Annotated in this window: 25 protein-coding genes and 2 tRNA genes; 14 read left to right on the plus strand and 13 right to left on the minus strand. The window is 59.9% G+C overall.

Annotated features, from left to right (window positions below; all coding sequences use genetic code 11):
• Positions 1 to 3: 3 nt before the first annotated feature.
• A complete protein-coding gene (locus QMY55_RS14025) occupies positions 4 to 1,116 on the minus strand; it encodes an ABC transporter substrate-binding protein (protein ID WP_283484814.1) in 1,113 nt (370 codons plus the stop codon).
• Positions 1,117 to 1,298: 182 nt separating this feature from the next.
• Positions 1,299 to 4,037, minus strand: a complete 2,739-nt coding sequence (alaS, locus tag QMY55_RS14030; RefSeq protein WP_283484815.1) for an alanine--tRNA ligase — start codon at positions 4,035 to 4,037, stop codon at positions 1,299 to 1,301.
• A 211-nt stretch (positions 4,038 to 4,248) separates the two neighbouring features.
• Here alaS and QMY55_RS14035 point away from each other — a divergent pair, with 211 nt between their 5' ends.
• Positions 4,249 to 4,545, plus strand: a complete 297-nt coding sequence (locus QMY55_RS14035) for a hypothetical protein (RefSeq protein WP_283484816.1) — start codon at positions 4,249 to 4,251, stop codon at positions 4,543 to 4,545.
• Positions 4,546 to 4,571: 26 nt separating this feature from the next.
• Here the strand turns inward: QMY55_RS14035 and QMY55_RS14040 are convergent, their stop codons facing one another.
• Both QMY55_RS14040 and smpB read right to left on the minus strand, forming a co-directional pair.
• On the minus strand, positions 4,572 to 4,961 hold the full coding sequence (locus tag QMY55_RS14040) for a DUF4259 domain-containing protein (RefSeq protein WP_283484817.1): 390 nt from the start codon (positions 4,959 to 4,961) through the stop codon (positions 4,572 to 4,574).
• A gap of 91 nt (positions 4,962 to 5,052) precedes the next feature.
• Positions 5,053 to 5,526: an SsrA-binding protein SmpB gene (smpB, locus tag QMY55_RS14045; RefSeq protein WP_283484818.1), complete on the minus strand. Its 474-nt coding sequence runs from the start codon at positions 5,524 to 5,526 to the stop codon at positions 5,053 to 5,055.
• A gap of 160 nt (positions 5,527 to 5,686) precedes the next feature.
• Here smpB and QMY55_RS14050 point away from each other — a divergent pair, with 160 nt between their 5' ends.
• Complete coding sequence (locus QMY55_RS14050) at positions 5,687 to 6,139, plus strand: type II toxin-antitoxin system RatA family toxin (protein WP_283484819.1); 453 nt, start codon at positions 5,687 to 5,689, stop codon at positions 6,137 to 6,139.
• Positions 6,132 to 6,479, plus strand: a complete 348-nt coding sequence (locus tag QMY55_RS14055; protein WP_283484820.1) for an RnfH family protein — start codon at positions 6,132 to 6,134, stop codon at positions 6,477 to 6,479. The genes QMY55_RS14050 and QMY55_RS14055 overlap by 8 nt, the downstream gene beginning before the upstream one ends.
• 62 nt (positions 6,480 to 6,541) lie before the next feature.
• Here QMY55_RS14055 and QMY55_RS14060 read toward each other — a convergent pair whose 3' ends face one another.
• The gene (locus tag QMY55_RS14060; protein ID WP_283488964.1) at positions 6,542 to 7,057 is read right to left on the minus strand and encodes a DUF4124 domain-containing protein; all 516 of its coding nucleotides are present in this window, start codon (positions 7,055 to 7,057) and stop codon (positions 6,542 to 6,544) included.
• Positions 7,058 to 7,154: 97 nt separating this feature from the next.
• Between QMY55_RS14060 and guaB the strand changes: the two genes are divergently transcribed.
• The 4 genes from guaB (at position 7,155) to guaA (ending at position 11,086) form a co-directional block, all read left to right on the plus strand.
• Entirely contained in the window at positions 7,155 to 8,630 is a 1,476-nt protein-coding gene (gene guaB / locus QMY55_RS14065; protein ID WP_283484821.1) for an IMP dehydrogenase, read from the plus strand.
• 96 nt (positions 8,631 to 8,726) lie between these two features.
• A complete protein-coding gene (locus tag QMY55_RS14070; protein ID WP_283484822.1) occupies positions 8,727 to 8,999 on the plus strand; it encodes a type II toxin-antitoxin system Phd/YefM family antitoxin in 273 nt (90 codons plus the stop codon).
• Positions 8,996 to 9,436, plus strand: a complete 441-nt coding sequence (locus QMY55_RS14075) for a type II toxin-antitoxin system VapC family toxin (RefSeq protein ID WP_283484823.1) — start codon at positions 8,996 to 8,998, stop codon at positions 9,434 to 9,436. Before QMY55_RS14070 ends, QMY55_RS14075 begins: the two co-directional genes overlap by 4 nt.
• 33 nt (positions 9,437 to 9,469) lie before the next feature.
• Positions 9,470 to 11,086, plus strand: coding sequence for a glutamine-hydrolyzing GMP synthase (guaA, locus tag QMY55_RS14080; protein WP_003064855.1), 1,617 nt, complete (start codon positions 9,470 to 9,472; stop codon positions 11,084 to 11,086).
• A 106-nt stretch (positions 11,087 to 11,192) separates the two neighbouring features.
• Here the strand turns inward: guaA and QMY55_RS14085 are convergent, their stop codons facing one another.
• Positions 11,193 to 11,468, minus strand: coding sequence for a hypothetical protein (locus tag QMY55_RS14085; RefSeq protein WP_283484824.1), 276 nt, complete (start codon positions 11,466 to 11,468; stop codon positions 11,193 to 11,195).
• Between QMY55_RS14085 and QMY55_RS14090 the strand changes: the two genes are divergently transcribed.
• Entirely contained in the window at positions 11,457 to 11,903 is a 447-nt protein-coding gene (locus QMY55_RS14090; protein WP_283484825.1) for a universal stress protein, read from the plus strand. The genes QMY55_RS14085 and QMY55_RS14090 overlap by 12 nt on opposite strands.
• A gap of 132 nt (positions 11,904 to 12,035) precedes the next feature.
• Here the strand turns inward: QMY55_RS14090 and QMY55_RS24850 are convergent, their stop codons facing one another.
• Positions 12,036 to 12,431 (minus strand): hypothetical protein, encoded by a 396-nt coding sequence (locus tag QMY55_RS24850; protein ID WP_407650513.1) that lies wholly within the window; start codon positions 12,429 to 12,431, stop codon positions 12,036 to 12,038.
• Between the two features lie 411 nt (positions 12,432 to 12,842).
• Between QMY55_RS24850 and QMY55_RS14095 the strand changes: the two genes are divergently transcribed.
• From QMY55_RS14095 to QMY55_RS14105, 3 genes are all read left to right on the plus strand, one after another.
• A tRNA-Pro gene (locus tag QMY55_RS14095) sits at positions 12,843 to 12,919 on the plus strand.
• 1,113 nt (positions 12,920 to 14,032) lie between these two features.
• Positions 14,033 to 14,227, plus strand: a complete 195-nt coding sequence (locus QMY55_RS14100) for a hypothetical protein (RefSeq protein ID WP_283484826.1) — start codon at positions 14,033 to 14,035, stop codon at positions 14,225 to 14,227.
• A 375-nt stretch (positions 14,228 to 14,602) separates the two neighbouring features.
• A tRNA-Pro gene (locus QMY55_RS14105) sits at positions 14,603 to 14,678 on the plus strand.
• A 415-nt stretch (positions 14,679 to 15,093) separates the two neighbouring features.
• Here the strand turns inward: QMY55_RS14105 and QMY55_RS14110 are convergent.
• Complete coding sequence (locus tag QMY55_RS14110; protein ID WP_283484827.1) at positions 15,094 to 15,492, minus strand: DUF1232 domain-containing protein; 399 nt, start codon at positions 15,490 to 15,492, stop codon at positions 15,094 to 15,096.
• A gap of 29 nt (positions 15,493 to 15,521) precedes the next feature.
• Positions 15,522 to 16,520, minus strand: coding sequence for a CDF family Co(II)/Ni(II) efflux transporter DmeF (dmeF, locus tag QMY55_RS14115; protein WP_283484828.1), 999 nt, complete (start codon positions 16,518 to 16,520; stop codon positions 15,522 to 15,524).
• Positions 16,521 to 16,566: 46 nt separating this feature from the next.
• Here dmeF and QMY55_RS14120 point away from each other — a divergent pair, with 46 nt between their 5' ends.
• From QMY55_RS14120 to QMY55_RS14130, 3 genes are all read left to right on the plus strand, one after another.
• Complete coding sequence (locus QMY55_RS14120; RefSeq protein ID WP_283484829.1) at positions 16,567 to 16,842, plus strand: metal/formaldehyde-sensitive transcriptional repressor; 276 nt, start codon at positions 16,567 to 16,569, stop codon at positions 16,840 to 16,842.
• A gap of 272 nt (positions 16,843 to 17,114) precedes the next feature.
• Complete coding sequence (locus QMY55_RS14125) at positions 17,115 to 17,405, plus strand: transposase (protein WP_283484830.1); 291 nt, start codon at positions 17,115 to 17,117, stop codon at positions 17,403 to 17,405.
• Between the two features lie 59 nt (positions 17,406 to 17,464).
• Complete coding sequence (locus QMY55_RS14130) at positions 17,465 to 18,595, plus strand: oxidoreductase (RefSeq protein WP_283484831.1); 1,131 nt, start codon at positions 17,465 to 17,467, stop codon at positions 18,593 to 18,595.
• 332 nt (positions 18,596 to 18,927) lie between these two features.
• Here QMY55_RS14130 and QMY55_RS14135 read toward each other — a convergent pair whose 3' ends face one another.
• The 4 genes from QMY55_RS14135 to QMY55_RS14150 form a co-directional block, all read right to left on the minus strand.
• Entirely contained in the window at positions 18,928 to 19,185 is a 258-nt protein-coding gene (locus QMY55_RS14135) for a putative hemolysin (protein WP_283484832.1), read from the minus strand.
• Positions 19,186 to 19,427: 242 nt separating this feature from the next.
• A complete protein-coding gene (locus tag QMY55_RS14140) occupies positions 19,428 to 20,900 on the minus strand; it encodes an efflux transporter outer membrane subunit (RefSeq protein WP_283484833.1) in 1,473 nt (490 codons plus the stop codon).
• Positions 20,897 to 24,070: an efflux RND transporter permease subunit gene (locus tag QMY55_RS14145; protein ID WP_283484834.1), complete on the minus strand. Its 3,174-nt coding sequence runs from the start codon at positions 24,068 to 24,070 to the stop codon at positions 20,897 to 20,899. Before QMY55_RS14145 ends, QMY55_RS14140 begins: the two co-directional genes overlap by 4 nt.
• A gap of 15 nt (positions 24,071 to 24,085) precedes the next feature.
• Entirely contained in the window at positions 24,086 to 25,393 is a 1,308-nt protein-coding gene (locus tag QMY55_RS14150) for an efflux RND transporter periplasmic adaptor subunit (protein ID WP_283484835.1), read from the minus strand.
• Between the last annotated feature and the right edge of the window lie 229 nt (positions 25,394 to 25,622).

Here is a 25,622-nt window from a genome sequence, read left to right on the forward strand (position 1 = left end):
CCGTCAGCGCAGCTGCTTTTCGATTTCAAAGCTGTAGCGGTCCAGCTTGGGGTTCAGTGCCTTGCTGTACTTGCGAAAATCCAGCGGTTTTTGCGAAGCACTGAAACGCCGCTCGAACCTGTCCGCGAGCAATGGGTCGAACAACACGAACATGGCTTTTTGGAGCTCCAGCCCTTCCGGTTTGAAATCCCTGCCATGCGCGTAGTCGTAGAGCATGACCAACGCCCAAGCTCCTGCCATGAAATGGCCGCCCGCCAAGGCAGCCAGTTCTCCAGAACGGACGGCCGTCAAAGCCGCCGCCGAGGTGTTGATGGCGCCAAAAAAGCCGTCGCGCCCGGGCTTGCCCCCCGCTTCGCGCCAGGCATCCATGGCTCCCAAAGCCATCTCGTCATTGCCTGCCCAGACCGTGCGCACTTGCGGGTAGCGCTGCATGAGAACGCGCATCTGCTCCGCAGCGCGCTCTCTGCTCCACCCGCCAAAGACTTCCTGCTGCAGCACCACATCCCCAGCCTCGGCCACCGCGCGCCGCATGCCCGCGTTGCGCTCGATGGAGCTGGAGGTGGATCTGTCCCCTGCAATGGCCAGCATTTGCAGCTTGCCATCAGAGGCCTGTGCAACTCTGGAAGCCCTGGCGACCTCGATCAGGGCCTTGGCTGTCAGATAACCGGCCTCCTCGGCCTGAGGCTCCAGACTCCCCAGCCAGTGCCTGAATGTCTCCCGAGGCCTGCCCAGCTGCGAGCGCGCAGACTCCTGGATACCGTTGAACGCCATGAAACTGTCGATCTGCGCTGCTTCCAGGGTGCGCAAAATCTCGGGAGCCACACTGCTCTCGTTGACAAACATCACAAAACGGGGACGACTGGCTTTGGGTCTGGCCGCCAGCTCGCGGGCAATCGAGATGGCCTGCAGGGGATTGCGCTCGGCGTAGCGAATCTCCAGCGGCATTCCGAGACTGACCGCCGCTGCGGCCATGGCGTCCGAAGCCGTGCGCCAATAGGCTTCGTTGCTGCGCCCCGGATTGATGAAAACCACACTCTGAGCCCAGCCCCATTGCGGTGCGAGGGCCAACATCAGCAACAGCCATGCCGCCCAGCCACGCTGGGTGAAAGCGTTCATGCCGAACCGGGCCTGGCGCGTTGTGAAAGAGAGGGATCGATTGAAAATGCGCTCCTGCCGACTGACTAGGCCGATGGCTGGATGTCACCAACTGTAAACAGCACAATGGTAACAAAAACACCCCGGCCAGCCGGGGTGTCCTCACGCATTGGCGGCACTCTCACACCGCCAATGAATATGATTTACAAACGCTCTGCCGCCCAGGCCTGGACCGAAGCCAGGGCTGCAGGCACGGCTGCTGCATCGGTGCCGCCGGCCATGGCCATATCGGGTTTGCCGCCGCCCTTTCCGCCCACTTGCTGGGCCACAAAGTTCACCAGCTCGCCGGCCTTGATCTTGGCGGTTTCGGCCTTGGTCACGCCCGCCGCCAGCTGCACCTTGTCGCCGTCCACGGCAGCCAGCACGATCACGGCCGCACCCAGCTTGTCCTTGAGCTTGTCCATGGTGTCGCGCAGCGTCTTGGCGTCAGCGCCTTCCAATCTTGCAGCCAGCACCTTCACGCCATTGACGTCTACAGCGGTGGTTGCCAGCTCGTCGCCCTGGCTGGAAGCCAGCTTGCCCTTCAGAGCAGCAATTTCCTTTTCCAGCGCCTTGATCTGATCCAGCGCACCGCCGATGCGGTTGCTCAGCTCTGCCACAGGAGCCTTGAAAGCAGCTGCTGCCTGATCCACAGTGGATTCCAGCGACTGCAGATAGGCCAGTGCATTCTCGCCAGTGATGGCTTCGATACGACGCACGCCAGCAGCCACGCCGGATTCGCCCACCACCTTGAACAGACCGATGTCGCCCGTGCGGTGCACGTGGGTGCCGCCGCAGAGTTCGCGGCTGGTGCCGATGTCCAGCACGCGCACGGTCTCGCCGTACTTTTCGCCGAACAGCATCATGGCGCCGGTCTTCTGGGCACTTTCGATGTCCATCACGCGCGCATCGGTGGCAGTGTTAGCCAGGATTTCAGCGTTCACACGAGCTTCGATCTCGCGGATCTGCTCGGCCGTCACAGGAGCGTTGTGGGCAAAGTCGAAGCGCGTGCGCTCGGCATTGACCAACGAGCCCTTTTGCTGCACATGGCTGCCCAGCACTTCGCGCAAGGCCTTGTGCATGATGTGGGTGACCGAGTGGTTGCGCATGGTGGCGGCACGCACAGCGGTATCCACCTGCGCCTCAACGGCATCGCCCACCTTGAGGCTGCCAGCTTCCAGCACGCCATGGTGACCGAATACATCGGCCTTGATCTTGAGCGTGTCTTCCACAGCAAAACGGTTGCCGCCTGTGGCAATCACGCCCTGGTCGCCGACCTGACCGCCGGACTCTGCATAAAAAGGAGTGACGTCCAGAACAACCACGCCGTTTTGACCCGCTTTCAGCTCGGAAACCGATACACCGTCAGCGTAAAGCGCTACGATCTTTGCAGCTTCTGCCAGCTTGTCGTAGCCGACGAAGGTATTGCCTTCACCGGTGTATTCCAGTGCGCGGTCCATCTTGAACTTGCCGGCAGCGCGGGCAGTGTTTTTCTGATGTTCCATGGCGGCGTTGAAGCCGGCCTCGTCCACGGTCACGCCGCGCTCGCGCGCCACGTCGTTGGACAGGTCCAGCGGGAAGCCGTAGGTGTCGTGCAGCTTGAAGGCCACATCGCCGGGCAGCACCTTGACGTCACCGGCCAGCGCGCCGTCCAGAATTTCCATGCCATGGGCCAGGGTCTCGAAGAAGCGCTCTTCCTCGGCCTTGAGCACGCTGGTGATATGCGCTTCCTGCTCCTTGAGCTTGGGATAGGCATCGCCCATTTGCTGCACCAGATCGGCCACCAGCTTGTGGAAGAAGGGAGTCTTCTGGCCCAGCTTGTAGCCGTGACGGATGGCGCGGCGGATGATGCGACGCTGCACATAGCCACGGCCTTCGTTGGAAGGAATCACGCCGTCGGACACCAGGAAGGAGGTCGCGCGAATATGGTCGGCAATCACCTTCAGCGAAGGAGTGCTCAGATCTTCGGTGTGGGTTTCGCGGCCGGCAGCCTTGATCAATGCCTGGAACAGATCGATCTCGTAGTTGCTGTGCACATGCTGCAGGATGGCTGCCAGGCGCTCCAGGCCCATGCCGGTGTCCACGCAAGGCGCGGGCAGCTTCTTGGCGTCAAATTCGACGTACTGCCAAGTAGCACCCTCGGCTACCACCTTGTAGTTGGCATTGCGTGCACGAGCATCGGCCTCGAGAGCGTCGACCTGTTCACGGTTCAAGCCACGCTCATTGCGCTTTTCGAACATGTCGAACTGCATAAACACGTGGTTCCAGATCTCGATGAAGCGGTCGCCGTCTTCTTCCGGGCTGCCGGGAGGGCCACCAGCAATATGCTCGCCGTGGTCGTAGAAGATTTCCGAGCAGGGGCCGCAAGGGCCGGTGTCGGCCATCATCCAGAAATTGTCGCTCTTGTACTTGCCGCCCTTGTTGTCGCCGATGCGGATGATGCGCTCGGCAGGCAGGCCGATGACGTTCTTCCAGATGTCATAGGCTTCGTCATCTTCGTGATAGACCGTGGCCAGCAGCTTTTCAGCGGGCAGGCCGAAAACCTGGGTCAGCAGCTCCCAGCCCCACTCGATGGACTCCTTCTTGAAGTAGTCGCCGAAGGACCAGTTGCCCAGCATCTCGAAGAAGGTGTGGTGGCGGGCGGTATAGCCCACGTTTTCCAGGTCGTTGTGCTTGCCTCCGGCGCGCAGGCAGGCCTGCACCGATGTTGCGCGGTTGTAGGGGCGCTTGTCCGTGCCCAGGAACACGTCCTTGAACTGCACCATGCCCGAGTTGGTGAACATCAGCGTCGGGTCATTGCCGGGAACCAGCGAGCTGGACGCCACAACGGTATGACCCTTGGAAGCGTAAAAATCCAGGAACGTCTTGCGGATGTCCGCAACGGAAAAAGTGGGTGTGCTCATGGTGTTTGGTATGAAGACGCCTGCATGACGTCTGCGATCGGTACGGCCAGGCGCGACTTTGAGTCAAAACCACGCGCCAAGGCAAATCAGCCGAACATTATAGGTTTGCGGCTGCAGACCCGCGCCGCGCTATGGCGTTGATATCGATACAGGCTTTTCATGAGCTTGGTTAAGCTTGCCCGCACCCGCATCCGGATAATGAGTGGTTGATATGAAGCCCACATCCCCTCCCGAAGGCAGCAATACCGCTGCCGCCCCCAAGAAAAGCCCGATTGTTGCCTGGCTGATCGGCTTGCCCGTCGTCATCTTTGCAGTGCTCATGCTGATCGGCAAACTCATGGACGACCCGCAAAGAGAGCAGCGCTGGGTGGACAGCGAGACCATCAAGATCTGCTGGAAACAGATAAGCAAGCCCGAAGCCGAGCGCAAGACCCAGGAGTTTCACTCGCAGGAGGATTGCGATCAGCTGGAGCTGGCTTTCAAGCAAAAGTACAACGAAAACCCCTGAGAGGGTCTTCCCGCCATGCCGGGCCTTTAGTCCTCTTCGACCTCGCCCTCGTCATCAGCCAGGTGCGCCAATGCCAGCATGCGGTCGAAAGTGGCGACCAAGGTGGCGCGCCGCTCCCGCTTGTATTCCTCCGAAGGCTCCAGCTCATCGATGCTGGAGTCCCAGGCCTGCAGGAAAATCTGCTTCCATTGAGCCAGCAACTGCACATCGGGCCATTGTGGGGGCATACCTTTTTCCGCCATGGCGCAAAGCAGCTCGATACGGCAGGGCACCAGATCCGCGTCCAGCTCGTCGGCCTCAAGCAGCTCGGGCGACTCCATGGCCTCAGCGATTTCATCGAGCAACTGGCCGGTGATATCGTCCAGCCAATCCAGCGCCGTGTCGTTGTCGAAATTCCCGTGTGCCCAGGTTCCCATGGCATGCCTCCTTGATAGTGTCGCCCGCCAACATAGCGAGCTTCAACGTCAATTCCGTGACAGAACCGTCTTTGGCCCGACCACCTGCCGATCAGCGATTGCGGCTTTTCAGCGCCCTCTCGACCTCGCGCTTGCCTTCGCGGTCCTTGATCACATCGCGCTTGTCGTGCTCGGCCTTGCCCTTGGCCAGGGCAATCTCGCATTTCACATAGCCGTTCTTCCAGTGCAGATTGATAGGCACCAGGGTATAGCCTTTTTGCTCGACCTTGCCGACCAGTCGCTTGATCTCGTCCTTTTTCAGCAGCAGCTTCTTAATGCGGGCCGCATCGGGGCTGACATGGGTGGAGGCCGTCTTGAGCGGATTGATCTGGCAGCCGAGCAGGAACAGCTCACCATCCTTGATGATGACGTAGCCGTCCGTCAGCTGCACCTTGCCGCTGCGCAGCGCCTTGACTTCCCAGCCGTGCAGCACCATGCCGGCCTCGTGACGTTCCTCGAAGAAATAGTTGAATGCAGCTTTTTTATTGTCGGCAATGCGCGACGAAGTTTCTGGTTTCTTGGCCATGGAGTATTAATTGCAGCGCAGACCGGAGATAAAAGCTCTCCCTACAATACAGGGTTGCCGTCTCGCCTCTGAGTGGCGATTTTAGTTACGCATGACGGTCAGTGATAGTTTGGCCTTTGCCAAGACCCCATTGTCGCGCCATGCCGATTGCTCTTTGTCCATGAAAAACGTCAACAAGTCCGTCCTGATCTGGTATAGCCCCGAAGAAATGTTTGCCCTCGTGACGGACGTGGCCCACTACGCCGACTTCCTGCCCTGGTGCGATCATGCCAAGGTGCTGGAGCAGGACGAGAGCGGCATGACCGCCGAGGTGGGTATTGCATTCAGCGGACTGCGCAAGTCCTTTGTGACGCGCAACACCAACAGCACCATGGACAACGGCGGCAAACAGGTCTGCATGCGCCTGGTCAAAGGCCCGTTCTCGCGCCTGGAAGGAAACTGGCGCTTTCATCCCGTAGGGGACGGCAAGCAGCGCGCCTGCAAGGTGGAGCTGCAGCTGGACTACGGTTTTGAAAACGGTGCCGTCGGCGCCATTATCGGCCCCGTCTTTGACCGTATTGCAGGCTCCATGGTGGACGCCTTCATCAAGCGCGCCGAGCAAATCTATGGATGAGATGAGGCTGAGCTTTTGCCTCTCGCCCACAGCCGGCGTGGTGCATGAAGCATCGCTGCAAATGCCCGCAGGCAGCACGGTGGAGCAAGCACTGGCCGCCGCTGCCACAGCTCTGCCACAGTTTGCCGATGTCATTCATGCTGCGATGCCGGGCATGGTGGGCATCTGGGGCAAGACAACCGATCTGAAGCATTTGCTTTGCGATGGTGATCGGCTGGAAATCTACCGTCCGCTGACCGTGGACCCCAAGATCGCCAGACGTGAGCGCTTTGCCCGCCAAGGCGCACGCAGCACCGGCCTTTTCAAGCGCCAGCGCCCTGAAGCGAAGGCAGGATACTAGCTCTCTGCCATCCATAAAAAAGCACCTTGACGGTGCTCTTTTATTGAAGCATTCGCTTGCCCTTATTGCGCTGGATCAGGCAGCGGACCGCAATCCGATGCAATCACGGCATCGGCACGCTTGACTTCCGCCTCGCGCGTGGCTTCGTCCATAAAGCCTCGCTCGCCCTTGGCATTCACGCTGGAGAGCAGGCGGCCCGAGGCCAGCGTTGCCTTGGCCTGCTTGGCCCGGTTGCAGTTATCCTGGCGCTGCTGCTCGCGACGCCCCTTGTCCGCCTGGGCTTTTTCTGCCTCTTGTGCTTCCTGCTTGCGTTTTTGCTCCTGCAGGCCCTTGTCCACCCCCTGCTCTGCCACCTTGGGTGCAGCGACTGGCACGGGCGCTGCCTCTGCCGCTACAGCCCCCTTGATGCCCCCCGCCCCCCCGGGTTGACGCAGGATGTTCTTTGCCAGGGTATCCGGTGGCGGTGCACGGTCGCTGAAGACCTTGTGCCCCTGAGCATCAATCCACTGCCACTGCGCCATGGCAGGGACAGAGCAGCAGGCGATGACGGCAAACAGGGCGTACTTGGGGATGTGCATAGGATTCAAGAGTCGGTTTCAGACCGTGGGGATTCTGGGATGCCAGCCCACATTGTGAGCCAAGTCACAGGTACAATCTTTCTTTTGGAGCCATCACATGCGCCTTCTCGGAAAAGCACTGACCTTTGACGACGTCCTGCTCGTTCCCGCCTACTCCGAAGTCCTGCCCAAGGACGTTTCCCTCGCCACCCAATTCACTCGCAATATTCGCCTGAACCTGCCCCTGGTGTCTGCCGCCATGGACACGGTGACAGAAGCGCGTCTGGCCATCGCCATTGCGCAAGAAGGCGGTATCGGCGTGATCCACAAGAACATGACGGCCGAGCAGCAAGCCGCCGAAGTGTCCAAGGTCAAGCGCCATGAATCCGGCGTGGTGCATGACCCCGTGGTCATCACTCCCGAGCACACTGTGCTGCAAGTGCTGCAGCTGTCCGAAGAGCGCGGCATTTCGGGCTTTCCCGTCTGCGACGGCGGCAAGGTTGTCGGCATCGTGACCAGCCGCGATGTGCGTTTCGAGACCCGCTACGACGTCAAGGTCCGCGAGATCATGACGCCCCGCGAAAAGCTCATCACCGTCAATGAAAAAGACGGTACCAGCCCCGCCGAAGCCAAGGCCCTGCTGAACAAGCACAAGCTCGAACGTATCCTGGTGGTCAACGACGCCTTTGAACTCAAGGGCCTGATCACCGTCAAGGACATCAACAAGCAAACCACCTTCCCCAATGCCGCGCGTGACGCCGCAGGCCGCCTGCGCGTGGCCGCCGCCGTCGGCGTGGGCGCCGGCACCGAAGAGCGCGTGGAACTGCTGGTCAAGGCCGGCGTGGACGCAATCGTGGTGGACACGGCTCACGGCCACTCCAAGGGCGTGATCGATCGCGTGCGCTGGGTCAAGCAGAACTACCCCCAGGTGGACGTGATCGGCGGCAACATCGCCACTGGCGCGGCCGCCCTGGCCCTGGTGGAAGCCGGTGCGGATGCGGTCAAGGTCGGTATCGGCCCCGGCTCCATCTGCACGACACGTATCGTGGCCGGCGTGGGCGTGCCCCAGATCATGGCGATCGACAGCGTGGCCCAGGCCTTGAAGGGCACGGGTGTGCCCCTGATCGGTGACGGCGGCATCCGCTTCTCCGGCGACATCTCCAAGGCTCTGGCCGCTGGTGCTTCCACCATCATGATGGGCGGCATGTTTGCCGGCACCGAAGAAGCGCCCGGCGAAGTGATTCTGTACCAGGGCCGCTCGTACAAGAGCTACCGCGGCATGGGCTCCATCGGCGCCATGCAGCAAGGCTCTGCCGACCGCTACTTCCAGGAATCGTCCACCGGCAACCCCAATGCCGACAAGCTGGTTCCCGAAGGCATCGAAGGCCGCGTGCCCTACAAGGGCTCCATGGTCTCCATCGTCTATCAGATGGCCGGCGGCGTGCGCGCCTCCATGGGCTACTGCGGCTGTGCAACCATCACCGAGATGAACGAAAAGGCCGAGTTTGTGGAAATCACCGCAGCCGGCATCCGTGAGTCTCATGTGCATGACGTGCAGATCACCAAGGAAGCGCCCAACTACCGCGCTGACTAAGCAAACCCCGTGAATTCTGACCAGATTGAAAAATCTGGCCAGAATGCTAAAATCTGGCCTGAACTACTGTTCTAGCCAGATTTTTTGTTTTCAGCTATGCAATCTATCGGTATCTACGAAGCCAAAAGCCGCTTTTCCGCCCTGGTCGAAATGGTCGAACAAGGCGAGGAAGTGCGCATCACGCGCCACGGCAAAGAGGTCGTGCGCATGCTGCCCATGCGCCGCAAGCCCGTGATCACCGATGAGCAGATTACCCGCGAGCTGGGACAGATCTCGGCTCTGCAGCAGACGGTGAAAGCGCAGGCAGCTACCACTACCGTAGCAGACAGCGTCGCCAGCCTGCGCCACACAGGACGGAGCCAGGCATGAACGCCACCGCTTTTGTGCTCGATGCCTCCGTCACCGCCGCCTGGCTGCTGCCTGACAGCGCCAGCGAACACACCAGACGCCTCTACACCCGGATCCGCCGCGATGAAGTCGACCCGCAAGCACCCAACCTCTGGCAGTGGGAATGCGGCAACCTGATTGCATCGGGCGTCAATAATGGCCGTATCCCGCAGACTTCGGTCGAAGGCCTGTGGGGCGTGCTGGAAGCCATTCGCCACCGCGTGGAGCTGCACGACCTGGCTCCTGCACAACACAAGGCCGTGCTGGATGTGGCGCTGGACACGGGGCTGCCTACCTACGATGCCGCCTACCTGTGGCTGGCGCAGTCGCTGCGCCTGCCGCTGGCCACATTCGATGCAGCCCAGATGGCGGCCGCCCGCAAAAGCGGCGTCACCGTCTGGGCTCCCGAAGATTTCTAATCCTTTTTTGTCACCCTCTTGCCCTTGATCACCATGCAACACGACAAGATTCTTATTCTGGACTTCGGCTCTCAGGTCACGCAACTGATTGCGCGCCGCGTGCGTGAAGCCAATGTCTACTGCGAAGTCCACCCCTGCGATGTGAGCAGCGACTGGGTACGCGAATTTGCCGCCGACGGCAAGCTCAAGGGCATCATCCTGTCGGGCAGTCATGCCTCCGTCTACGAAGTGGACGACCGCGCTCCCGACGCCGTGTTCGAGCTGAACCTGCCCGTGCTGGGCATTTGCTACGGCATGCAGACCATGGCCACCCAACTGGGCGGCAAGGTCGAAGGCTCCAACACCCGTGAATTCGGTTATGCCGAAGTGCGCGCCCATGGCCACACCAAGCTGCTGGAAGGCATCGAAGACTTCGCCACGGCCGAAGGCCACGGCATGCTCAAGGTCTGGATGAGCCACGGCGACAAGGTCACCGAGCTGCCTCCGGGCTTCAAGGTCATGGCCTCCACGCCCTCCTGCCCCATCGCCGGCATGGCCGACGAAGCACGTCGCTACTACGCCGTGCAGTTCCACCCCGAAGTCACGCACACCGTGCAGGGCCAGGCACTGCTCAACCGCTTTGTGCTCGACATCTGCGGCACGCAAGCTGACTGGATCATGGGCGACTACATCGAAGAAGCCGTGGCCAAGATCCGCGAGCAGGTAGGCGACGAAGAAGTGATCCTGGGCCTGTCCGGCGGCGTGGACTCCTCCGTGGCTGCAGCCCTGATCCACCGCGCCATCGGCGACCAGCTGACCTGCGTATTCGTCGATCACGGCCTGCTGCGCCTGAACGAAGGCGATATGGTCATGGACATGTTCGAAGGCAAGCTGCATGCCAAGGTGGTGCGCGTCGATGCCTCCGCCCTGTTTCTGGGCGAGCTGGCCGGCGTGTCCGAGCCCGAGCAAAAGCGCAAGATCATCGGCCGTCTGTTCGTGGACGTATTCAAGGCCGAAGCCGAGAAGCTCAAGGCAGCCAACGCCGGCTCCAAGGGTGCCACCTTCCTGGCCCAGGGCACCATCTACCCCGACGTGATCGAGTCGGGCGGCGCCAAGAGCAAGAAGGCCGTCACCATCAAGAGCCACCACAACGTCGGCGGCCTGCCCGAGCAACTGGGCCTGAAGCTGCTGGAGCCCCTGCGCGATCTGTTCAAGGACGAAGTGCGCGAACTGGGCGTGGCCCTGGGCCTGCCCCGCGGCATGGTCTACCGCCACCCCTTCCCCGGCCCCGGCCTGGGCGTGCGCATCCTGGGCGAAGTGAAGAAGGAATATGCCGACCTGCTGCGTCGCGCAGATGCCATCTTCATCGAAGAGCTGAACAACTGGATCGACGAAAAGACTGGCAAGAGCTGGTACGACCTGACCAGCCAGGCCTTTACCGTGTTCCTGCCCGTCAAGAGCGTGGGCGTAATGGGCGACGGCCGCACCTACGACTACGTCGTGGCCCTGCGCGCCGTGGTTACCAGCGACTTCATGACTGCCGACTGGGCCGAGCTGCCCTACGGTCTGCTCAAGAAGGTGTCCGGCCGCATCATCAACGAAGTGCGCGGCATCAACCGCGTCACCTATGACGTGAGTACCAAGCCACCAGCAACCATCGAGTGGGAATAAAGCGCTGTCGTGAACTGACACGCAACCCTTAGACTTTTGCTCATGCAAGCCCGCGATATCGCGGGCTTTTTTGTTTTGATCAGGACTTATTCGGAGCTGCCTGGCCTTATGAAGACACCGGGCTCCAGAGCTGCGCTGCAGACAGCGCCGTGACGCAAAACCTGGGCAGGCTTGGCTGCGCAGCGATCAAGGCATCAACCCGAGCAAGCCTGGTGCAAACATCCACCACCCACACTGTTGTTTGATTTTCCAGTTTCCAATATCCGCCAAAAGCCATGTCATTCACGGCGGCGATATGTTGCATTTGCCGTGACAGGGTGTGACTATGAGTCTGGCAACTGCTCTGTTTCATCGTGCAAGGAGGTTGAATATGTTCAAACACATTCTTATTCCTACAGATGGTTCGAAGCTCTCGGAAGGCGCTTTGCGTGCGGGCATTCAGCTCGCCAAGGAACAAGGGGCCCAGGTCACCGCCCTGTATGTGATACCAGACTACGCTGCCATGATTTATGGCGGTGAAGCACTGATGACCTATAGCTCCAGCGAACTGAACAAAGATTCCGAAAAGGAGGCTGACAAGGTGCTACATGCAGCGCAGGACATTGCCAACGCCGAAAATGTGGAATGCAAGACTGCGCGAACAGTGAATATTTCCGTGCACCAAGCCATCATCAAGCTGGCTCAGGAGATCCACTGTGACCTGATCTGCATGGCATCACATGGTCGCAAGGGCATTGCAGGCATCTTGCTGGGCAGCGAGACCCAGCGCGTGCTGGTGAACAGCAGCATTCCTGTGCTGGTACATCGCGCGGCATGAAGCCACCGCATTGGCCTAGCCATTCGGGCGCAGGCGTGGCTGACTCAAGCAAAACGAGAAAGCCGCCAAGGCAAGCCAAGGCGGCTGAAAAAAGCACCGAGAATTATCAGAAGGTGGTCTGGCGAACGCGGGCTATCGGTGCCACTGCCCTCTTACCCAGAACCAGTTATTGATATCAGAGCGCCACACCCAATGCCCCGGCACCCAGAAATGCTCAGGGCTTGGGGCCATGGCCCTCTCCTCAATGATGACTGCAGGCATCGGCGGCACCGCATTGGCAACCCAACGGCCTTTCTGCCAAATCCACTGATCTCGATCCCAACGCCAATAACCATTCACCCAATGCCATCCTGGCGATGGAGGAGCACCCCTCTCTTCAACAATCACACTTGGCATCGCGCGCTCTTGAACATGAGTAACCACCGGTCGATGAGGTCTCTCTGGAGCCACCACACAACCTGTCATAACTAACACAGACATTAGGCTTACAGACACAAACCCGACTTCGGCGACTCTTCTAAGCATCATTGAATTACCTCATGAGTGAATGACAGCCAATGTACGCGCTGCCATCTGATTAACGATTTGAGACCGACAGACTACTGTCAGATTTTTTCCACAAGCACTATCAGAGACATTGCAGACACAAAACCCCAGCCGCACAGGCTAAGGATTTGAGATTCACACCATAAGTTGTGCCCACTTTCTGCCCTTTGGCTGAACTGCCCAAGAACCGTCACCAAATCCAACTCTGAATCGGAGCCCCAAGGCCAGCGATCCACACTGTGAGGGCGACAGTGAATACAGGGCTTGCTGCACAGAAATTTCACGAAATTCAGCAGCCATGATTGAACCGGTGAGAATCAACGCAATAAATTTTGCTTCCGACCGATCTCCAAGAGCCGAACCTTCCTTGCTTTGGGTTAGAATCAAAGGCTTCGGAATGTAGCGCAGCCTGGTAGCGCACTTGCATGGGGTGCAAGGGGTCGCGAGTTCGAATCCCGCCATTCCGACCAGATATAAAAGGGTTAGGTCTCACGACCTAACCCTTTTTTTCTTGGCCAAAGTCCCACCGGCCTTTGGGGCCAGAGTATCTTCTGCCGCCTGATCGGTGCGGCACCGCCTTTTCCGATCACCGGCTTGCCAAAAGCCCCCTGTCTGCATGGCTACCGGGCTCATCCACATAGAGTTGCACCTGTGGGCAGTCCTGCGATAGTTCAGCCCCCTCACCCAGAAGCTTTCCTCTTAAGCCAGCTAGGTCAATGTGGCCACGCCAGCACTGGGAGTTTGTCCTTTGATTGCTTTTAGCCACCCCTGACGCTTGAGCTCGGTACATGCTGGAACTGCTCGCCCATCATTTCCCCAGGCGGCCTGCATTGACACGCCTGTACTCCTCGCAGCTAACGACATTTTCCTGAGCCCAGCATGCCACAAGGCCAGTGACAGGACAAAAAAAGTATCCAGATACAGCGCTCGTCAGCTCTCAGTTCCCTGTCTTCTTGCTTCAGGTACTCCAACAGTCCCATCTTGCAACGCCGTCCTGGGCCTCGAACCGCGACGCGACACCACCAGTCATTGCCACCTCCAGGTTCAACGGCAGAGCACCCAGCCGTCGCACACAAGATCGGTCTGGCATGGCAAATAAATTACTGTACAAACAATCAGTACTGATTAAAATAACAGTAATTTTACTAAGTTGAAGCATGCGCAGACATGCTGCGCAGAAGCAGGGGCTGCGACTCCTTCAACGCGCTGACTTTTATATTCCCGGTCTGCAATGCAGGCCCTGATTTCGCACCAAGGAGCTTTCATGCAGTACCGCTTAAATTCCCAGCCCGTTAATGAAGACCTCGTGCAACGCCTGCGCGAGAAGGGAGGCCTGTGAAATGGCCGCATATCCCCACTCTGGTTCTGACTCTGTGCTTGGCACTCTTGCTGCTATTCGCCAGTACCTTGGAACAAGGCTTCTGAGCGCCGCACGATGGGTGGCCTTCATTGCCGCAGCCATCGGCCTCGTCGGAGCAGCGGTGCTCATTGCCACCACGCCAGCCGCCTGGCCACTGTAAGCGGCGCATACCCTCAAGCTTGATAGCTGTACTTATCGACAAGTACCTGATCGGAGAAACATCATGGAAAAGATTGTTGAATCCCTGCTTCTCGTTGCCGCCATTGCCATGGGCGCCCTGTGGCTTGCCACACCCAGTGCACAGGCCAATGAACCTGTGGCGCTGGCCAAACCTGTGCGTGACGAGTTCGCTTGCCCCGGAATGCACGCCGAATGGCTGGACGACAAAACAGTGCAATGCCTGCGTGAGATGCCCTGAGCAAGCTCTACCCGTCGACAGCAATCTCAAGCCTGGATCAGCTCCGTATCGCTAGGATTGGCACATCCAGGGCCTGCAACTGGCCTGCTGAACGGGTGCATAAAGCCCCCCTATTCACCAGCATCACTTCAGGATGCAATGCACGGTAATCGCCGCTCCACAAACCTCGCGGCCTCGATTTCGCCCATGTCTTCCTGCCCGGCATCTTGTCTGCCAATGCCTGCTCCAACACCGCGGTCGCAGGTTCAAAGCCCGCTGGACTCTTGTCCCAGTTGCTGCGCAATCCAGGAAAGCAGCGAGATTTCCATAAATATTTGCACCAATCCACTCATCCAAGAATTTTTCTCAGGTGAACTAGGTTACATTTGAAGGCTTCGGAGCGTAGCGCAGCCTGGTAGCGCATCTGCTTTGGGAGCAGAGGGTCGCGAGTTCGAATCCCGCCGCCCGACCATATGATTCAAGGACTTAGCTTCGAAAGGGGCTAAGTCCTTTAGTCTTTCTGGGGCCAAGGGGTAAACAAAGTTGTGCCTACCCAACCTGTTCTGATCTATTCGAGTCCGCATCCACTGAGCAGGCCAACCCAAGGGGAACTGGGGCTGGGACTTTCTCATGAATGCGTTCCACACAACCTCTGCCCATCCCACTCGCCTGACTTCTGCCCAAGAGCAACTACCGTGCAGCGATTGCTGCTGCTCCCGACCATATCGAAACGGATCGTTCACCCCCCATAGCGGTCATATGAATACCGAGACTGGCGATGGCTCCACGACGGATTTCATGTGCGGCGATCATCGGTGCAGTCTGATGGACTACGCAAAGTCCGCTATTGCGCCTCACCTATGGATTCTGTCGCCCTAATCAGTCCTTCATGCGCGTAACCAAGGAATCACCAAGGTCCAGAAGGCTATGCCTACGGCTATCCATAGCACAATGACCATCAGGGCACCCGCTTTGCTGATCGGCTTCGCCCGTTTTTCCGCCATCCATTGGTCTGCTTGCAAACGGCACTCGGTCAGAACCGATGTTGGTAGCAATTTGACCGTCAGCCAAATGAGAACTGGAAGCAAAAGGATATCGTCCACATATCCCAGAACGGGTATGAAATCAGGTATCAAATCAATGGGACTCAACGCATAGGCGACCACAAAAAGTCCAAGTGCTTTCGCATACCAAGGAGTCTCAGGGTGCTTGCCTGCAAACCATAGAGTTACGCCATCGCGCTTGATTCGCTTTGCCCATCGCTTTAGGTTTTCACTGATTTCCATAAAGGTTTAGCACTTGAAGCAGGTCATTCTTATCTGCTGAATCCATGCATAGAACCTGTTGGGGGCTGCGCATTCACTTCCACCGAGACATGCACTAGCTCCTCATGGATACAGACAAGCTGACGAATGTAGTCGGAACTTATATCCGGACCACCCTCGACGGCGATGATGCTTGCGTACTTGCCTTTGCCTACACGCCATACATGCAAGTCTGTGAGCTCTGCCCGGTAAGGGCCTTGAGCGATGGCTTCACGTATCTCCTCGGTCACCGGGGCATCCATTTCTGCGTCCAGCAGCACGCGTGCGCTTTCGCGCAGCAATCCCCATGCCCAAACAGCCACCAGCACGGCACCTGCAAGGCCCATGACTGGGTCCAGCCAGCCAAGCCCCCACAGAATTCCTCCCGACAAGGCCAAGATGGCCAGTACAGAGGTTGCCGCATCTGCAACAACATGCAGATAAGCCGAGCGCAAATTCAGGTCGCCATGATCTGCGTGACCGTGTCCATGCTCATGATGGTGATTGTGTCCATGCCCGTGTTCATGGTGATGATGCCCATCCTTCAGTAGCCAGGCACATGCCAGATTCACCAGCAGGCCCAAGACAGCAACACCTATGGCCTGCTCGTAGTGAATGGCAGATGGAGATAGCAAGCGCTCCACTGACTGAAAGACCATGAGGCATGCGACCAGCAGCAAAAATATGGCACTGGTATAGCCGGCTAGAACCTCGATTTTCCAGGTTCCAAATGCAAATCGCGAGTCCCTAGACAAACGGCGGGCCGCAACATAAGCCGCTGCAGATAGACCCAAGGCCAGGGCATGGGAACTCATGTGCCAACCGTCGGCCAGCAAAGCCATGGAGTTGTAGCAATACCCGGCCCCGATCTCCAGAGCCATCATGGCCAGCGTCAGCAGCGCCGCGAGCTTCGCATTCCTTTCCCCCAAAGGGTTGCCTTCATCGAAAACATGGGAATGCTGCCGTGCAGAGGTTTGAGCCGCTTGTTGAAGTGATTGTGTTGCGTTCATTTTTATACTGTACCCCAGTATATTTGAAGCTCTAGAATTGGCCCTTATGTCACATACAGTTCAGAACAAGAAGCCACTGCTGGCACGAATTCGGCGTATCAAGGGGCAGACCCAAGCTCTGGAGCGAGCCTTGGAAAACTCGGAAGATTGCTCCGTTGTCCTGCAGCAGTTGGCAGCTGTGCGTGGAGCCGTCAACGGGCTGATGCTGCAAGTCATGGAGGGCCATCTGCGCGAGCACCTGGGCGATGCAGACGCATCAGACGCACAGCGCGAGAAAGACCTCGAGATGGTTATTTCTGTACTGCGCAGTTATGTGAAGTGACGGATCTTTTGGTCGGCCTTGCGTGAGATGGTCAATAAGTCCGGATATGAGTGGCTACATGTCGCCGAAAGCGTGACTTCGAAAGAAGTCCCGGTAGCAAGCACGCAATGTGAACAAGCGGGTTCCAGCGGCTTTGAATGCCATAGAACTCTCGACCGGAGGCAGCCCTTGAAAGCATGTTGGCAGGTGATGGCTTCAGGCAGATTTCGGCCAACCCCACTGGTTTCCATCTCACAGCAGGGCAGGCATAGGATTTGGAAGGAGCAGATGTCTTGCTTGCGCGCACCGACGCGCAGGCCATGATTGCCGACAAAGCTTATGACGCCCATGAACGCGTGGTTGAACAACTGCTGCGCCAGGGCAAGCAGGTTTTCATTCCCAGTATTCGGACGCGCAAAACCCAGCGCGGGTATGACCGCCATGTCTACCAAGAGCGACATCTCATTGAGAACTTCTTTGTGCGGTTGAAGGAGTACAGGGGTATTGCCACGCGCCATGACAAAACGGCAGCGGCATTCTTGGGAGGGATTCACCTTGCGGCCACTGTCGTCTGGCTCAATTGATGACGAGCTCTAGTCTGCGCAAACTGGCCCAGGCCGCAAAAAGCGGCGGAGCGCCCGCCGTGCTGCAAATCTTCCATGCCGGCAACAAGGCCGTGCCCAGTCTGACCCCGAAGGGTGAACTGGTCAGCGCGAGCAGCCTGGCCGCGCCCAAGGGACCGTTCAATGACGGCAAGCTGGCCAGCCGGGCCTTGAGCCCTGAAGAAATCCTGGCTGTGATCCGCGATTTCGGTGAAACCACGCGCCGCGCCATCGAGGCGGGCTTCGACGGCGTGGAGCTGCATGGCGCCCATGGATTTCTGATCCAGAACTTTCTGTCGCCTCTGTTCAATCAACGCACGGACTCATGGGGAGGCTCATTGGAGAACCGCATGCGCTTTCCACTCGAAGTGGTGCGCGAGGTACGCCGCGTGATCGCCGCCCATGCCAAGCGTCCATTCCTGCTGGGCTACCGTATTTCTCCCGAGGAGCCTGGCGAGGGCGCGCTACGCATCTGCGGTGCATTGGCGCTGGTAGACCAATTGATCGAGGAAGGCCAGATCGACTATCTGCACGCCTCGCTCCATGACCTGCTGGCGGGCAAGCCGCAGAACAATGGCGTGGAGGATGAGAGCGGCAAGACGACTGCCGAGCAGTTCATCGAGCGCGTGGCAGGGCGAGTGCCGCTGCTGACCGCGGGTCAAATCCGCACACCCGACCAAGCGCGCCGCGCAGTGGCTCTTGGGTTGCCTTTGGTAGCCGTGGGCAAGGGACTGGTGATGAAGCGCGGTGGGTGGAACTGGCGCAGGCCGGACGTGATCACGAGATCGACACGGCATTGGATTTGCCTGGTGAGGCTGGCGACCTTCAGTTGCCGGACAAGCTGTGGTCCACAATCTTGGCGACGCCCGGTTGGTTCCCGGTACGCAATGAAGCAGAGGATCTGGCCGAAGCATGACCTCGTCATGGTCAGTTCGGTGTGGAGAGAAAATCTTCCAAGAGCGTCTTTGAAGCACTGCCTTTGCGAGGCGGTCAACCGTTCTCACCGCAAGAGCCGGCTTGCACTGAATGAATCCGGGCCCCTAGGCCTTCAGCGTTTGCCATGGCCACGGCCGCCGCCCGGTCTATGTCCACCATGCGGATGGCCGCCGCCATGTGAAGGACGATGGCCTCCTCCATGCGCACCATGTCCTGGATGTGGGCGATGTCCGTGAGGTCTGTGTACGTGATGGTGGGGGCGATATACAGGGCTGTAGACTTGGCCGCCGTAGTAGCCCCCATAGGGCTGATAGACGTAGGTGTCGCTGTAGCCGTAACCATATCCGCTCCCTGCCGTGGCATAACAGCCCGACAAAAATACCAGCAGCGCAGAGACTCCAAGCAATTTCTTCATGCCTGCAGTCTATAAGGGCCACGCATTTATCTGGTATTCAACATGTAAGCCGCCAGGGTAAGGCCACCGCACCAGCCACACCGACTTTGATAGCTGCCTGCACCTGGTCTATCTTGGCCAGGGCCAAAAAATGCCGGAATCTGTATCAGTGGTTTACTGAGCCGGATGGTCTCTGCGAAACAAGGCCCATTCCTCCATCTCGGTACCGTCGGGCAGCATGCAGATGCCCCGTTCACCAGCGGTGGTCTTTTCGATACGCAGCTTGCCGCCGAGCTTGCCGCAATACACCGAGGCTGGATTGGCCATGCCCAGCATCGGAGACTCCTGGCCCTTGGTCTGGGGTTGAGAGCAGGCACTGACGGCCATGGCCCCCAGAAAACCGGCTGTGGTGGTGATCAGCGTTTTTTTCATGACTTCAATATAGCAAACGCGTTGCTTGCACCCTCCCCTCAAAGGGGATGGTCCTGGCTCCGCGCTTGACTCTTGAAACCATAGCTTGCAACGCTTGATTCCTTTATGTTTCAGTGTATTTCCCGTGAGAAATCCAATGAGGACCAGCTGTATGCGCTCCCAAAACAAAGGCGCGCAGCCTTTCCAAGAGCTGCGCGCCAGGGGCCAATAGCGGCCGATAACAGCTAATAGCGGCCAGGACATCAGGATGCGTTGGTGCTGCCCGAGCTTTCGCCTGCCGCCTCCTCGCCGCCCAAGGCCTTCCACAATGTCACGCGGTTGAGCTGCTCGCCCAGGCGCAGATTGATCAGCGTCTGCTGCGCGGTATAGAGGCTGCGCTGCGCATCCAGCACGCTCAGGTAGTTGTCCACGCCGGCCTTGAAGCGGGCATTCGACAGATCAAACGCCTTTTGCGTATTGGCCACCATGCTGGTCTGGGCCGACAGGCGCTCGCCCCATTGGGCACGATCGGCCAGCACATCGGCCACTTCCTTGAAAGCGGTCTGCACGGATTTTTCGTACTGGCTGACGGCGATGCGCTGATTGCTCTGTGCCACCTGCACGCCAGCACGATTGCGGCCGCCGTCAAAAATCGGCAGCTTGACCAGAGGGATAAAGCTCCAGCTCTGGTTGTTGTTGCCAAACAAGCGGTCCAGCTCGGTGCTGCCCGTGCCCAGACTGCCGGTGAGCGTGATGGAAGGGAACATGGCTGCGCGGGCCGCGCCGATATTGGCATTCATGGCGCGTAGATTGCGCTCTGCAGCCTGCACATCGGGGCGCTTGAGCAGCACGCTCGAGGGCAACGGCGTCGGCACCTTCAGCAGCGCCATATCGGCCGAGCCGCCGATATCCGCAGCCTTCAGGGCCTGCGGAGCCGGCAGCAGAGGTGCGGGCACAGGGCCGCCCACCAGCAACTGCAGCGTGTTGCGGTCGCGCTCGACCTGGGCCGTATAGCTGGCGACATCGCCACGCGCCGTATCCACCGTGGTCTGGTTCTGTGCCAGCACCAGACCCGAAGTGGAGCCCAGCTCGTACATGCGCCGGGTCAGATCGAAGGCCTTGATACGGCTTTCCAGCGTGTCCTGTGCCAGTTGCAGGCGAGCCTGGTCGGCAGCCAGGGTCAGCCAGGCGTTGACCACATCGGCCACCAGACTGATCTGCACATTGCGCTGGTTGTCCTGGCTTTGCAGAAACTGCTGCAGCGACGCCTCGCTGAGGTTGCGTATGCGTCCCCACAGGTCCAGCTCATAGCTGGCAAAACCCAGCTGTGCCGAATATTGCTCGCTGATATTGCTGCGCCCTGCCGTAGTCAGATCGGCCGGTGTGCGCGAGCGATTGCTCTGTGCCTGGGCAGTGATGCCGGGCAGCAGATCGGCACGGGTGATGCCGTACTGGGCGCGCGCTTTCTCTATGTTTTCCAGCGCCACGCGCAGGTCGCGGTTATGGGTCAGCGCCAGCGCCACCAGTTCGCGCAGTTGCTGCGATTGCAGCCACTGCAGGGCCTGGGCTTGCTGCAGCGCCTGCTCGCTGGCCTGCACGGCAGTGCCGCCAGCGGCCACCGTGTCAGGCACGGGCATGTCGGGGGCCTTGTAGACCGGCGCCAGATTGCAGCCCGCCAGCAGTGTGGCCACACAGGCTGCGGCCAGGGCGGAAGTTTTCATCATCAGGCGCCTCATGCTGCGCTTTCCTTGGTGGTGGTCGAAGTCGCCACCTCGTCGTGGCGCGAGTGGCTCTTGAACCAGCTGCGAATCAGCAAAAAGAACACCGGCACCAGAAAAATGCCCAGCACCGTGGACGCCACCATGCCACCCAGCACGGCCGTGCCGATGGCATTGCGGCCGCCCGCGCCAGCGCCGGTGCCTATGGCCAGCGGAATCACGCCAAAGCCAAAGGCCAGCGAGGTCATCAGGATCGGGCGCAAGCGCAGGCGCACGGCCTCGACCGTGGCGTCGAACACCTTCTTGCCCTGCTCCTGCAGCTGCACCGCGAACTCCACGATCAGGATCGCGTTCTTGGATGCCAGGCCCACGGTAGTGAGCAGACCCACCTGGAAGTACACGTCGTTCGTCAACCCGCGGGTATAAGTGGCCATCAGCGCGCCGACCACGCCCAGAGGCACGGCCAGCATCACGGACAGTGGCACGGTCCAGCTCTCATACAAAGCAGCCAGGCACAGAAACACGAACAGAATCGAGATGGCGTACAGCATGGGAGCCTGGGCGCCGGACTGGCGCTCCTGCAGCGAGGCGCCGGTCCACTCGTAGCCAATGCCCTGGGGCAGTTGCTCAAGGATGTCCTCTACCGCCTTCATGGCCACGCCCGAGCTCACGCCCGGTGCCGAGCTGCCGATGAACTCGTAGGCTGGCGCACCGTTGTAGCGCATCAGTTGCGGCGAACCATAGGCCCAATAGCTGCGCGAGAACGCTCCGAAAGGCACCATCTCGCCCTTGTTGTTGCGCACCGTCCATTTGGCAATGTCCTGCGGCAGCATGCGGTGTGGCGCATCGCCCTGGATGTAGACGCGCTTGACACGGCCGTTGTTCAGAAAGTCGTTCACATAGGTACCGCCCATGGCACTGGAAAGCACGCCGTTGATATCGGTATACGACAGCCCCAGCGCGGCCGCCTTGCGGTCGTCGATGTCCAGGCGCAGCTCGGCCGCGTCTTCCAGATTGGTCACGCGCACCGAGGTCAGTTCGGAGCGCTTGCGCGCTGCCTCTTCCACCTGCTTGCTGGCAGCCAGCAAAACCTCGTGGCCCATGCCGTTGATATCCTTGAGCATGAAGTTGAAGCCGGCATTCGCGCCCAGGCCGCGCACGGCCGGCGGGTTCATCACGAACACGCGGGCATCACGGATGCGAGCCAGCTCCTTGGTGGCACGATGCGCCACGGCAATCGAGGACTGCGAAGCCAGCGGGCGCTCGGCCCAGGGCTTGAGCCGCACAAAACCACGTGCCGAGCTCTGGTCGCCGTTGAGGCCCGAGACCTGGTTGAAGCTGATGACTTCGGGCTGCTTGACCAGGTAGTCACGCACCTCGTCCAGCACCTCCTGCAGGCGGGCGTCGGACGAGCCCGAGGGCAGGTTCACATTGACATAGACAAAGCCCTGATCTTCGTCTGGCAGAAAGGAAGTCGGCAGGCGTGCCATCAGCAGCCAGACGGCCGCACAAATGGCCAGAAACACCAGCATCATGCGCTTGGCGCGGCGCAGCATATAGGCCACCGTGCCCTGATAGCGGCTGGCCGTCGCATCGAAATTGCGGTTGAACCAGTTGAAGAAGCGATCGCTGAGCCCGAACGGCCCAGAGCGCACTGGGCGCTCATGGCCCTCGCCGCCATGGTGCTCGGGCGCCTTGAGAATGGTCGCGCACAGCGCAGGCGTCAGCGTCAGGGCCACGAACACCGAGAACGCCATGGCCGCCACGATGGTGATGGAAAACTGGCGGTAGATCACGCCCGTGGAGCCGCCGAAGAAAGCCATGGGCACGAACACGGCCGACAGCGTCACCCCGATACCCACCAGCGCCGGGGTGATTTCCCTCATGGACTGGTGTGTCGCCTCCTTGGGGGACTTGCCGGTTTCGTGCATCACACGCTCGACGTTTTCCACCACCACGATCGCATCGTCCACCAGCAGGCCGATGGCCAGCACCATGCCGAACATGGTCAGGGTGTTGATGGAATAGCCGGCCGCCGACAGCACGCCAAACGTGCCCAGCAGCACCACGGGCACGGCAATGGCGGGAATCAAGGTGGCGCGGATGTTCTGCAGGAAGATGAACATCACGATCACCACCAGCACCATGGCCTCACCCAGGGCGCTGACCACTTCGTGAATCGAGGCCCGCACAAAGGGCGTGGAGTCCGAGCTCACGAAGTAGTCGATCTGGTTGGGGAAATAAGGCTTGAGCTCGGCCAGCTTGGCGGCCACGGCATCGGCCACTTTCATGGCATTGGCGCCGTCGGCCAAAATCACGCCCATGCCGGCGCCGGGCATGCCGTTGAGCTTGGCCTGGATGGTCAGGAAGTCGGCCGCCAGCTCCACACGCGCCACATCGCCCATGGTGACAACCGAACCGTCCGTCGCGGCCTTGAGCACGATGGAGCGGAATTGTTCAGGCGTCTGCAGCTTGGTACGTGCGGTAATCGTTGCGTTGAGCTGCTGGTTCTGCACGGCAGGCAAAGCGCCCAGCTGGCCGGCAGACACCTGGGCGTTCTGCGAGTTCAGCGCGGCCACCAGATCGGACGGCATCAGCGCGTATTTCTCCATCTTGGCCGGGTCCATCCAGATGCGCATGGCGTAAGGGGAGCCAAAGACGTTGATGTCGCCCACGCCTTCCAGACGGCCGATCACGTCGACCAGATTGCTGTTCAGATAGTCGCCAATGGCCACATCGGTGACCTTGGGGTCCAGTGAGTAAAAGCTGTAGGTGACCAGAAAGTCCTGACCGCCCTTGTTGACGAACACGCCCCGGCTTTTGACAGCATCGGGCAGCCGGTTCATCGCGGCCTGCAGCTTGTTTTGCACCTGCACCTGGGCCACGTCGATATTCGTGCCGGGCGCAAAGGTCAGCGTGGTGCGCGAGCGACCCGAGGCATCGCTGGTCGAGCTCATATAGAGCATGTTGTCGATGCCCTTGATCTGCTGCTCGACGATCTGCGTGACCGAGTTTTCCACGGTCTCGGCAGACGCACCCGTGTACTGCGAGGAAATCGTCACCCGCGGCGGTGCAATGTCGGGGTACTGCTCCAGCGGCAAGGTCGAGATCGACAAGGCCCCCGCCAGCATGATGATGATGGCAATGACCCAGGCAAAAATGGGCCGGCTGATAAAGAACTGCGCCATGGTGTCTGTCCTGCCTTATTTCTTGGCAGGGGCTGCGGGGGCGTCGGCGGCAGCCTGCACGGGCGGCTCGCCACGCACGCTCTTGCGCTCGGCCTTGGCCTTCAGGTCCACCTCCACGGCCTTGACCTTGTCGCCGGGCTTGACGCGCTGAAAGCCGTCCACCATCACGCGGTCGCCCGCCTTGAGGCCGGACTTGAGCAACCAGAAGGCACCGACGGCACGGTCCACCTCGATCTCGCGCCTTTCCACCACATCGCCATCCTTGACGAGCATGACATTGGGCTTGCCCGCCAGATCGCGCGTCACCGACTGCTGGGGCACCATCACCCCGTCGGGTGCCAGCGCCGTGGGCAGCTTGGCCTGCACATACATGCCGGGCATCAGCATGCCCTCGGGGTTGGGCACTTCGGCGCGCAGCGTCAGCGTGCCCGTGGTGTCGTTGACGATCACGCCGGCAAATGCCAGCTTGCCCTCATGCGGATAGTCGCTGCCGTCGTCGAGCTGAATGCGCACGGGCACCTTGTTGCCCTCCACCTTCTGGTAGCGGCCGGACTCCAGATCGCGCTTGAGCTGCAGCAGGTCGGAGCTGGACTGGGTGAAGTCTACATACATGGGGTCCAGTTGCACGATAGTGGTCAGCGCATTGGCCTGATTGGCCGTGACCAGTGCACCCGGCGTGACGGCCGACAGCGCGATGCGCCCACCGATCGGAGCCTCGATACGGCTGTAGCGCAGATTGATGCGTGCCGTCTCGAGATTGGCCTTGGCCACGGCCACATCGGACAAAGCCTGGGCCGCAGCGGCCTGGCTTTCGTCGTTGGCCTGCTTGCTGATGGCGTCGATCTTGACCAGCTCGGCATTGCGGCGTGCCGTCGCAGCCAGTGTGCGCTGGCTGGCTTCGGCCTTGGCCACGGCAGCCAGTGCACTGGCCTCCACGGCCTTCAGCGACGCAGCGTCGATCTGATAGAGCTGCTGGCCCTGTCTGACCTGCGCACCTTCGGTGAACAAACGCTTTTGAATGATGCCCGAGACCTGGGGACGCACCTCGGCGGTCAGAAACGCCCTGGTGCGGCCCGGCAGGCTGGCGTCCAGTTGCTGGTTCTGGGCCTGCAGCGTCACCACGCCGACCTGGACGTCCTGTTTGGGTGGGGCTTTTTGATCGCCATCGGACTTGGAGCAGGCCGCCAGCGCGGTCACCACCAGCGCCGCGCCCAGTGCCTGCATCCAGCGCTGCCGTCTGGCAACCTGCGGGCTTGCGCTGTGCGAATCAGAAAAAAGCGCCTTGCGGCGCGGGCTCAGCGAAGCGGACAGGTCAATCTTCATACGGTGGGGCGATCAGAAACAAGGTAACTTGTCACTATTGTGCGACGGCAATATTTCTCAAATGTAAAGCGGACAGGCGCGCAATTGCTGGTGCGCCACACCCTTCACCCGAAGCCTGCGAGCTCGGAGCACGGCAATGGCCGCGCTCGCGGCCTGTCACTGTAACCATGCTTACGACTCTCCACCTGGTTGCAATGGACTAGGTACCGAGCTGCCAGGCACATGATTT

It is taken from the genome of Comamonas resistens (assembly GCF_030064165.1).
In the GTDB taxonomy this organism is placed as follows: domain Bacteria; phylum Pseudomonadota; class Gammaproteobacteria; order Burkholderiales; family Burkholderiaceae_C; genus Comamonas; species Comamonas resistens.

What these genes read in the sequence shown, in the direction of transcription:
- QMY55_RS14025 (WP_283484814.1), bottom strand. Translation starts at nt 1,116, where the DNA reads ATGAACGCTTTCACCCAGCGTGGCTGGGCGGCATGGCTGTTGCTGATG.
- alaS (WP_283484815.1), bottom strand. Translation starts at nt 4,037, where the DNA reads ATGAGCACACCCACTTTTTCCGTTGCGGACATCCGCAAGACGTTCCTG.
- QMY55_RS14035 (WP_283484816.1), top strand. Translation starts at nt 4,249, where the DNA reads ATGAAGCCCACATCCCCTCCCGAAGGCAGCAATACCGCTGCCGCCCCC.
- QMY55_RS14040 (WP_283484817.1), bottom strand. Translation starts at nt 4,961, where the DNA reads ATGGGAACCTGGGCACACGGGAATTTCGACAACGACACGGCGCTGGAT.
- smpB (WP_283484818.1), bottom strand. Translation starts at nt 5,526, where the DNA reads ATGGCCAAGAAACCAGAAACTTCGTCGCGCATTGCCGACAATAAAAAA.
- QMY55_RS14050 (WP_283484819.1), top strand. Translation starts at nt 5,687, where the DNA reads ATGAAAAACGTCAACAAGTCCGTCCTGATCTGGTATAGCCCCGAAGAA.
- QMY55_RS14055 (WP_283484820.1), top strand. Translation starts at nt 6,132, where the DNA reads ATGGATGAGATGAGGCTGAGCTTTTGCCTCTCGCCCACAGCCGGCGTG.
- QMY55_RS14060 (WP_283488964.1), bottom strand. Translation starts at nt 7,057, where the DNA reads ATGCACATCCCCAAGTACGCCCTGTTTGCCGTCATCGCCTGCTGCTCT.
- guaB (WP_283484821.1), top strand. Translation starts at nt 7,155, where the DNA reads ATGCGCCTTCTCGGAAAAGCACTGACCTTTGACGACGTCCTGCTCGTT.
- QMY55_RS14070 (WP_283484822.1), top strand. Translation starts at nt 8,727, where the DNA reads ATGCAATCTATCGGTATCTACGAAGCCAAAAGCCGCTTTTCCGCCCTG.
- QMY55_RS14075 (WP_283484823.1), top strand. Translation starts at nt 8,996, where the DNA reads ATGAACGCCACCGCTTTTGTGCTCGATGCCTCCGTCACCGCCGCCTGG.
- guaA (WP_003064855.1), top strand. Translation starts at nt 9,470, where the DNA reads ATGCAACACGACAAGATTCTTATTCTGGACTTCGGCTCTCAGGTCACG.
- QMY55_RS14090 (WP_283484825.1), top strand. Translation starts at nt 11,457, where the DNA reads ATGTTCAAACACATTCTTATTCCTACAGATGGTTCGAAGCTCTCGGAA.
- QMY55_RS24850 (WP_407650513.1), bottom strand. Translation starts at nt 12,431, where the DNA reads ATGATGCTTAGAAGAGTCGCCGAAGTCGGGTTTGTGTCTGTAAGCCTA.
- QMY55_RS14100 (WP_283484826.1), top strand. Translation starts at nt 14,033, where the DNA reads ATGGAAAAGATTGTTGAATCCCTGCTTCTCGTTGCCGCCATTGCCATG.
- QMY55_RS14110 (WP_283484827.1), bottom strand. Translation starts at nt 15,492, where the DNA reads ATGGAAATCAGTGAAAACCTAAAGCGATGGGCAAAGCGAATCAAGCGC.
- dmeF (WP_283484828.1), bottom strand. Translation starts at nt 16,520, where the DNA reads ATGAACGCAACACAATCACTTCAACAAGCGGCTCAAACCTCTGCACGG.
- QMY55_RS14120 (WP_283484829.1), top strand. Translation starts at nt 16,567, where the DNA reads ATGTCACATACAGTTCAGAACAAGAAGCCACTGCTGGCACGAATTCGG.
- QMY55_RS14135 (WP_283484832.1), bottom strand. Translation starts at nt 19,185, where the DNA reads ATGAAAAAAACGCTGATCACCACCACAGCCGGTTTTCTGGGGGCCATG.
- QMY55_RS14140 (WP_283484833.1), bottom strand. Translation starts at nt 20,900, where the DNA reads ATGAGGCGCCTGATGATGAAAACTTCCGCCCTGGCCGCAGCCTGTGTG.
- QMY55_RS14145 (WP_283484834.1), bottom strand. Translation starts at nt 24,070, where the DNA reads ATGGCGCAGTTCTTTATCAGCCGGCCCATTTTTGCCTGGGTCATTGCC.
- QMY55_RS14150 (WP_283484835.1), bottom strand. Translation starts at nt 25,393, where the DNA reads ATGAAGATTGACCTGTCCGCTTCGCTGAGCCCGCGCCGCAAGGCGCTT.